Here is a 10,246-nt window from a genome sequence, read left to right on the forward strand (position 1 = left end):
GAATTTACCTCGATTGTACCGCCGTGTTTCTCAACTACAATCTGCCGTGCGATCGCCAATCCCAACCCCGTGCCTTTACCCACACCTTTAGTTGTAAATAAATCATCAAAAACCTTCTCCATCACCGTCTCACTCATGCCAATACCGTTATCTTTGATACTAATTATTGCTTTCTGCCGATCTGCCGATAATTCAGTCTTGATAATAATTTGATTGTGATTAATTTTGATTTCAGCATAACTACGTCCCGTATTTGATTCTTCTAAAGCATCTATCGCATTCGCCAACAAATTAATAAATACCTGATTGATCTGTCCTGCATAGCATTCTACTTCCGGTAAATCACCATAATCTTTAATTACCCGAATCTCAGGGCGAGTGTCGTTTGCCTTGAGGCGATGTTTTAGGATCGTAATTGTGCTATCCATCCCGTCGTGGATATTGCAGGCAACGGGGCGATCGCTATCAGCACGCGAGAATGTCCGCAAGCTGATGCTAATGTCTTTAATCCGGTTTACTCCTTCTTGCATCGAGCCAACTAACTTAGGTAAGTCTTCACGGATGTAGTCGAGGTCAATCGCTTCAATTTCCTCTTGAATTGCTACACTGAAATTAGCAGATTCTTGCTGAACTAAATCCAGCAATCCAAACAAATCTTTGATGTAGTCTAAAGCGGGCTGAATATTGCCAGAAAGAAAGCCAACGGGGTTATTAATTTCGTGGGCAACACCAGCCACCAAGTTGCCCAAAGCAGACAATTTTTCGCGTTGAATGACTTGGATATGAGCTGCTTTTAATTCAGCAGTTTTTTGAGCCACTTGCTCTTCTAAGTTTTGAGTCAAGAGACGCAACTGTAAATGAGTTTTCACTCGCGCTAACACTTCTTGTTCTTGGAAGGGCTTGGTAACGTAGTCTACTGCACCAAGGTTAAGCCCTTTAATTTTGTTGTCTACATCAGCCAGAGCGGTCATGAACATAACTGGAATATCGCAAGTTTTGGAATTAGCTTTAAGGCGTTGACAGGTTTCAAATCCATCAATTCCCGGCATCATCACATCCAGTAAAATCAGATCGGGGGGTCGCCGCTCAACTTGTTGCAGAGCGCGTTCGCCACTGGTAGCGATCGCCACCTTATACCCCGCATTACTCAACGCTTCCGAGATGACATCCAAATTTGTGGGAGTATCATCAACAATTAAAATTAAGCCAGTTAAACCTATGGTCATAGTCATAGCCATCCAACTTTTAACTATTATTAGTGAGATGTTCTTGAATTAATTCCTCGATCTTCTCAGTTTGGAATTGCTTAGCTAATTGTATTACTTGCTGAATAAAGGGCTGATAGCGCTGATCCTTTTGCCCAATTTGAGCGGCGGTTTCTGCCAATTCTATGAGGAAGCCATCCTGTGCCAGTTCTAGTAAAATTTGCAAGTCCGCCGCCGATGGGGGAATTAGTTCTTTCGTGGATACTTCATTATTGCTTGTTGTTAACTCAGTTACATGATATTTCCAGATGAGTTGTAAATGTTTGGCAAGCAAAGTCAACAACTCCTCTGCATCAACGGGTTTGGCCAGAAAGTCATCTCCACCCATATCTAAGCTTTTCTGCTGGTCTATTTCTGCCACCGATGCCGAAGATACGATCACCCGTAAATGCTTGATATCCTCCAATTTTCGTAACTTTTTGAGCATTTCAAAGCCATCCATTACTGGCATCGCTAAGTCAGTTATAACTAAATCTGGCAGTTTTTCTATAGCTTTTTCTAAGCCTTCTTGACCGTTCTCTGCTTCAGTAAATGTGAACCCTAGAGGCTCTAGCAGGTTCGCCAATACTGACCGATTTTCCCAACGGTCATCCACGATCAATATGTGGCGCGGTGGCCCTTCATAGCCGATAATTGTGCGCCCGTCTTTGACTGAACTTTTTTGTGCCCAGTCGGTGGAGATCGGCAATGCTAGTTCAAAGTAGAAGTTACTGCCTATTCCCAGATGGCTTTCAACTTGAATTTTTCCGCCCATCAATTCCACAATTCTTTGACTGATGGCTAAACCTAAGCCTGTGCCTTCCGCGTGGCGTTTGCGATCGCCTACTTGTTCAAATGCTTGGAATAGTTTGTTTACTTGGTCAGATGCGATGCCAACTCCTGTATCGATCGCTTGAAATTTAAGCTGAGGCAATGGCATCGCTGCATTTGATTCTATCACTTCTACCTTGAGGGTCACGCTGCCTTTATCGGTGAATTTAATCGCATTTCCTAAGAGATTGAGTAGCACTTGGCGGAGTCGTTTTTCGTCAGTTACAATTCCTGTGGGTAAGTTTGTATCTGGTTGATAAATGAACTCGATACCTTTTTGGTCTGAACGAACTCGACAGATTTCTACTACTCCTTGCAGGAAAAATGGCAAGTGAATGGCTTTGGAGGTAAGTTCTAGTTTGCGGGCTTCGATTTTGGAAAGGTCTAAAATATCGTTGATTAATGTTAGTAGATGAGAGCCGCATTGGTGGATGATTTTTACACCATGCCGTTCTTTTTCGGGTATAGTTTGGGTACGTTCGAGAATTTGGGCATAGCCGAGAATCCCGTTGAGAGGTGTGCGAAGTTCGTGGCTCATGTTGGCGAGGAAATCGCTCTTGGCTTGGTTGGCATTATCGGCAGCTTCTTTGGCAATAGTGAGTTCGGCGGTGCGTTCTTCTACACGAGTTTCTAGTTCTGTAAAGGAAGTTCGCAATTGTCCTGCCATTTGGTTAAAGGAACCAGCCAGGGCTTCTAATTCATCAATCCCTTTAACTGCCACTGTTTGGTCAAGAGAGCCAGATGCGATCGCCTCACTTGCTTTTTGTAATTTCAAAATCGGACTGGTAATCCAGCGAGAAGTATAGATGCCTAGAATAGTTGCCAAACCCAATGCACCCAAACAGAGTAAAATTGTGGTGCGCGTGTTGGCATCAATTTGTGCCATAAAGTCTGATTCGGGCATCACAATGACGCTGAGCCAATCGATACCTCGTTCGTCTCGAATGGCTGAAACTTGAACTAACTGATGCTGATTTGCCAGCCAAAAATCAAGCTGTTGACTCTGTGTAATGGCGTTAAAGTTACCAAATCGATCGAGGATTGCTTGCGCTGTGGCACTAATTACAGAACTTTCAGACTTTACGGCAGGAATTTGTTGCAAATCCTTTTTTTTAAGATCAATAATGTAAGGATTTTCGATCGTTGAACTGGCAATCAAGTTGCCCGATCGATCGATGATAAAGGTTTGTCCTGTTTGACCCACCTTTAGCTGACTGAGAAAGGTATGAATCTTGCTAATCCGAAAGTTACTGTTTTGAATTCCCAACAATACTCGATTGTTGTCATAGATTGGCTGAGATAGAGAAATTGTCACCAATTTAAGCGAGTAACTTAAGTAGGGCTGAGATGTCCAGACTGGTTTTCTAGCTTTCTGTGCAGTTTTATACCAGGGTCGAGTTCGGGGGTCAAAATTTGCTTGAGTTTCTATCAGGGCGATCCGTTGACCTCGATCGTCCAGCCTGTAGATTTCGCGCTGCGGAAAAATCTCTTTGCTCCCGACACGAGAATTGATGCCCTCATCGGGTGTATAGTCTACGGTGATACCCGTACCGTCAGCCACGCCAATTTGCATATATTCGATCGTACCTTGGCTAACCAACCGCCAGAAAGTCCGTTCCAGTTTGGTGACATCTGTTAAATCTAACTGCCCCTCTTGAGCAGCCGCGACAATCGCTTGTCCAGCAATATAAGGTCTTTCCAAATAGTTCAGGACTTGCTGGTTAATGCGATCGCCGATCTCTTCACGCAACTGACTAGAAACATCATTGACCGCTATCTGTCCATTTCGCAGGGACAGATAGCCAGTCAGTCCGACGGCGGCAAAGACTTGCAATACAAACGGAACTACTAGCACAAGTCTTAAAGGTATGGTTTTATTTGGATTCATGTTATACCTAGATAATGGTTCACTTGGAAATTTACCCAAATAACGTGAGCCAGCCTCATGTTTTGCAATCGTTAATTGGGTAGTATTTCAAATGGGTTGATCTAATATTGAATTCTATTATATTCCCTTAGATGACAGGGATAGTGATCGAAAACACACTCCCCTCGCTAGGGACAGAATCAACTTTAATTTGTCCGTGATGTTTTTCTACTACAATTTGACGCGCGATCGCTAATCCCAATCCTGTTCCTTTCCCTACACTCTTAGTAGTAAATAAATTATCAAAAACTTTCTCGCGCACCGTTTCACTCATGCCAATACCATTGTCTTTAATCCGAATTACTACCTGTTTTCTATCGCGAGATAATTCGGTCTTGACGATAATTTGATTGGCATGGGCTTTAATTTCGGCAAAACTCCGTCCAATATTTAATTCATTCAAAGCATCGATCGCATTCCCCAAAATATTCATAAATACCTGATTTAATTGTCCGGCATAGCATTCGATTTTTGGGATATTGCCATAGTCCTTAATGACTTGGATTTCGGGGCGAGTGTCGCTTGCTTTCAGACGATGTTTAAGGATCATAATTGTGCTATCAATGCCATCGTGAATATTACAGGCTACGGGGCGATCGCTATCTGCACGCGAGAATGTCCGCAGACTAATACTAATGTCTTGAATTCGCTTCACGCCTTCTTGCATCGATTCAATTAACTTGGGTAAGTCTTCCCGGATGTAGTCAAGCTCAATGGTTTCGATTTGTTTTTCAATCTCTGGCTCTAGTTGGGGATATTTTTGTTGCACTAGATCGATCAATCCAAACAAATCGTTAATGTAATCTAAGGCAGGGGTAATGTTGCCAGTCAGGAAGCCGACAGGGTTGTTAATTTCATGAGCGACACCAGCGACTAAGTTACCCAATGCTGACATTTTTTCACCTTGGATAAGTTGGATTTGAGCTTGTTGAAGTTCTCGTAAAGTCTTTTCTAAAGCTTCTGACTTTTGTTGACGTTCATTTTCGGCGCGTTTGCGATCGCTAATATCCACCACATTACCAAGAATCACTGGTTTGCCATCGAGGATGATGCGGTTGAGGGTGACATCGACCTCAAAGACTGTATTAGAATCAATTTTTCTGACATTCCACTCAAATTGAATCGTTTCCCCGGCTAAGACCCTTCTCCACCAGTCTTCTAGCAGATAGAACGGATTATCCGGTGTAGAATAGTCATCCAAGATCGAGCATTGCAGCGCTTGCTCTCGCTCCACACCAAACATTTCTAACAGTCGATTATTAACATCGAGTACCTTGCCATGCAGATCGTGAATTATGATGGCACTACTGACGTTGTTGAAGATAGTGCGGAGGTTCTGTTCGGAAATTTGCAGGGCTGCTTCCGCAGCTTTATATTCAGCTTCGCTGCGTTTACGATCGCTCACATCAAAGACAACACCATCCCATACAGTTGACCCATCGCCTCGTCGTTCTGGTTGGGATATCGCTTGCACCCATTTTATCGTGCCGGACGGGGTGACACTGCGCCATTCATGATTAAATGGGGTCAGGGTTTGGGCAGATTTGGTAATTGCTTGTTCAACATCAGCGATATCGCCGACATAAACTGCATCGAAGACATTGATGATTCCTGCCATAACCATTTCTGACTCAGCTTCATACAGATCGATGCAACCAGAACTTGCGTAGGTTATAGACTTAGCACCATCAGCAGCCAACTGGAATTGAAAGACCATCCCTGGAATATTGTCAGCCATCTTATGGAAGCGGGCTTCGCTGGCACGGAGTTCTGTCAAAGCTTGTTGTGACTGTTGATAGAGGCGGGCATTTTCGAGGGAAATTGCTGCTTGGGAGCAGAGCAGATTGAGCAGTTCGACGCGATCGCTTGTAAATGCTCCAATTGTCAGATTATTTTCCAAATATAAAATCCCAATCAACTTACCTTGATTTAGAATTGGACTACAAAGCACACTTTTAGGCTGGTGTTTTTCAATGTAACTATCTCCAGAAAACTCAGTACATAACCTAGCATCAACCAGTACCAGAGGTCTCAAACTCCGCTTAACAGTATTCACCAAAGCGATCGCCACATTCTGACTTGATTCTAGCGGAATGGGTGGTAATAGCTGCGGTTCTTGTCCCTCTTCCACAAAGGCTGCTACTTGTAACTCAATATCTTTTTTTAGCAGTAAGGCACACTTACTTGCCCCAGCATTTGTCATCACTATTTGTAACAGAGTAGTCAAGAGTTTATCGAGTTCAATTTCCCCTGAAATCGCTTGAGATGCCTTGAGCAGAGTTGCCAAATCTAGAACTTCCGAGGCTGTGCTAGAAGAACGGTTATAAGCCATCGTTTCCAGGGTAAGATTTTCCTTGAAAGAGGTAGACCATTGGGGTGGCTGAAGGAGAGGATCGAGAAGTTGAGGATAACGTTGTTCTAAATCAGCAACTTTGGCTTGGGCGCCCCATCGGGCATAACAGTAATAGGCCTCAATCATGTAGGCTTGAGCGACTTTTTCTTTACCCCAATTGAGATAGAATTTGGCTGCAAGTTCATTAGCTAGTGCTTCTTCGTTGATAAATTGATGCTCTTTTGCGAGGGAAATGGCGCGATCGTACAGTTCAATTGCCAATAATTTATCTCCAGAAAGACGCGCCATTTCTGCTGAAATTAGCTCAGAGGCAGCGCTAAAATTCTCCGAGCAGTTTTGCGCCCAAACAGCTAATTGCTGTTTATACTCTATCAACTTTTGCCACAGATCGGATTGTTTCGCCTGTGGTATTCGATCGTAATGTTGGCATAACAGTAGAGCATAGATAAAGCGATGTCTGGCATAGGGAAGTAAGCCTTGGGGAGCAACATTAACAATCTCAGCTTCAGCTTTCTCGGCAGATTCTAAAGCTGACTCTGGGCAATCGCAGAGGTAGAGGATTTGGCTTTTAAGAATAGTATAAATACAGATAACTTGCCAGTTTTTATGTTTTTGGCAGCGTTGGAGATACTCATTTTCTATAGTTTGCGACCAATTTTTTGTTCCTATCAACCTGGCTACAAGCATTTGACCACCAGTTAGTAGATCGATAGACCATTGATTTTTTTGCTGTTGAGCAAAAGCCAGCGATTGATTAATTTCTGCCTCTAATTCATTCAGTTCTACTCCCTGGTAAAAACGACAGTACATATTGTGTCCAAAAGCATAAGCAGCATATTGTAAATTGCTTGATTCCCAACCAATTTGATAGGATTTTTGGTAATCTTGGCTGGCTAACTTAAGAGGGTGAGACCAATGACGGAGAGAACTACCAATCATTAAATAGGCTACACTTTCAGCCGAACTATTATTAAACTTGGGCATTAATTGCAGCGTTAAATCGATTAAATCACCTGTATTTTGATAGTTATTTAAAGCATAACCACGTAAGCCACCGTAGGCTGGGTAAATATAGCCTATTTCAGGCGTATTACCATACTCCAAACACAAATTAACAGCCTTGGCACAAATGACTGACCACAGACGCTGATGCGATCGATAGGTGGGCGGGCCCATAGCAATAGCTAACTTTGTAGCCATTTTTTTCTCAGGATCGGTCATCATGGGTAAATCGCTGAGAGAAGCAATCCCTCGGCTTTCTAAGATGGCTTGAGCAGTCGCAATTTCGCGATCGCGTACCACCTCAAAATCCTCATCGGTAATATCAATACCAAACAACGATAAAGCTTTAATCCCCGCAGCAATAGCTTCTGGATACTCAGCTCGTAGGGTATATTGAATAATTGCCAAGTTGTAAATTTCTGCCTTTTCTAGGGCATTTTTTGTCCGTTCGAGAGTGCGATTTATCCAGATTTGTGATGCTTCAATATTGCCATTCAAATATTCAAGTTCAACCCGTTCTTTGTGGAGCGCAAAGCATAATTCATATTGAATATTCCAACAGTCTTCTTTCAATAATTCCATGCCAGTAGTTATATACTCACAGGCAACAGTATATGCCGTAGAAGTTTTAGCTTTTCGTCCTGCCAATAAGTTTAATTGGCTCAATCTTTCCTTTTCTTCTGGATCGTTTAATAAGTAGCGACCGCGATTTAGTTGATTGGCTATCTCGAATAAGATTTCCTCACGCTCTGCCAAAACAGTATTTCTTAAAAGTAGTTGACCGATCTGTAGATGTGTTGCTTGCTTGCGATCGTTCGGAATCAGAGAATAGGCAGCTTGCTGGACGCGATCGTGCAAAAACCGATAAGTCGGATTAGCCGCTGCACTACAAACCGACTCATTATCAGATTGAGTAAAGAACTTATAAGCTTCCGTAGTCGGAATAATCAAACCTTCTTGCAAAGATTTCCATAAAGCAGTAGCCGCAACTTCCGCCGACTTTTCACTGACGATTGCCAAAGTAGCTAAATCAAACTGGGACCCAATACAAGCGGCTAATTTAAGCATTTCCTGAGTAGGAAACGGCATTTTCTGCAATTGCAGTGCCATAAACTCTACCACATCATCAGTAATTGCCAAGGCTTTCACTTGAGCAATATCGCACTGCCACCCCCCTTGTACCCCCGTCTGTCCCGCCTTGGTAAGGGGGGATAAAAGGGGGGTGGGGGACACAGGGGGCTCAAAAGTAATCAGCCCATCGTCATGTAAAGCCTTCAGGAATTGCGTAGCAAAAAAGGGATTACCTTGAGTTTTTTGATACACCAGTTTTTTCAGAGGTTGGCCAATCTCTGATCCGCAACTAAGAGTATCTGAAATCAATTGATTAATGTCATCTTTTTGCAAAGGAGCCAAAGTAATTGTATTCACCGTTGCTCCGGATTTAATAATCTCATCCACCGTCAAAATAAATGGATGAGTAGGAGACACTTCATTATCTCGATAAGCACCTAACACCAATAAATGTCCCGTATCTTCCATCAACAGTTGCAACAATTTCAAGGATGCCGAATCTGCCCACTGCAAATCATCTAAAAACATTACTAAAGGATGTTCGGCTTGCGTAAATACTTGCACAAATTTCTGCATCAGCAGATTAAAGCGATTTTGGGCGGCACTTCCCGATACTTCTGGTGCTATTTGCTGTTTACCAATGATGCGTTCTAGCTCGGGAATTACATCAATCAAGACTTGTCCATTGTCGCCAACTGCTGTCAAAATATTGCTTTTCCATATTTGTAACTGAGCATCTGATTCTGATATTAATTGCCCCATTAAATCCCTGAATGCTAGCACAAATGCGTTTAAGGGAATATTGCGCTGGAACTGGTCGTATTTGCCTTTGATGAAATAGCCACGTTGTCGGACAATTGGCTTGTGAACTTCATTCACGACTGCGGTTTTACCAATTCCAGAAAAACCTGCTACTAGCATCATTTCTGTACTGCCTGTGCTGACTCTTTCAAAGGCAGCTAATAGACTAGCGACTTCTTTTTCTCTACCGTACAGTTTTTCTGGTATCAGGAACCTGTCTGTAATATCTTCCTGTCCTAAATCAAAAGCCTCAATGTTACCAGTTTTTTCTAAGTGAGCTAAACAAATTTCTAAATCATGTTTTAATCCTAATGCACTTTGATAGCGGCTTTCAGCATTTTTTGCCATCAATTTACTAACTATATGCGATAAAACTATGGGGATTTTTGGATGAATTTGATGTATCGGTATTGACTCTTTGGCGAGATGGCAATGCACCAGTTCCATCGGGTCATCAGAGATAAATGGTAAATGTCCTGTCAATAATTCATAAAAAGTGACACCGAGGGCATAAAAGTCGCTACGATAGTCAATACCCCGATTCATTCGTCCGGTTTGTTCGGGAGAGAGATAGGCTAATGTCCCTTCAAGGATGTGTGGATTCTGAATTTCTTGAGTTTCTCGTGGTAGCAGAGATGCAATACTGAAATCAATTATTTTTATTTGTTTAGTGTCGGGATTAATCAGAATATTAGCGGGTTTAATATCTTTGTGAATGACTCGGTTTTGGTAAAGATAGTGGAGAATGTCTGTTAGTTGCAGTGCCAAGTTGAGAAATTCTGTTAAAGATAAAGATTTAGCAGGTTGGTTTTTATCAGTGGCGATATGGAGATAATTAGATAGGGAAATCCCTCCAAAGTCCTCCATGACTAAGGCATAGCTATTGTGATAGACTTCTAGAGTCAGAGGTTTAACTATACTGGGGAAGTTAAGATTTTTGGCAATGGTGTACTGATTGCGAAACCCGACAAGTTCGTTGAAATTGGGGTATTCGTTTCGCAGTAGTTTGATGACAAC

General features: G+C 42.5%; 3 protein-coding genes. All 3 read right to left on the minus strand.

Annotated elements, in window-relative coordinates:
* Positions 1-1,232, minus strand: a 1,232-nt coding sequence (locus QUA33_RS26485; protein ID WP_333152534.1) for a response regulator, incomplete at its 3' end; no start/stop codon positions are given.
* Positions 1,233-1,245: 13 nt separating this feature from the next.
* Positions 1,246-3,963, minus strand: coding sequence for an ATP-binding protein (locus tag QUA33_RS26490; protein ID WP_333152536.1), 2,718 nt, complete (start codon positions 3,961-3,963; stop codon positions 1,246-1,248).
* Between the two features lie 127 nt (positions 3,964-4,090).
* Positions 4,091-10,246: AAA family ATPase (locus QUA33_RS26495; RefSeq protein WP_333152538.1), on the minus strand; the 6,156-nt coding region annotated here is incomplete at its 5' end.

Origin of the sequence: Microcoleus sp. Pol14D4 (genome assembly GCF_036701245.1) — a bacterium.
GTDB lineage: Bacteria > Cyanobacteriota > Cyanobacteriia > Cyanobacteriales > Microcoleaceae > Microcoleus.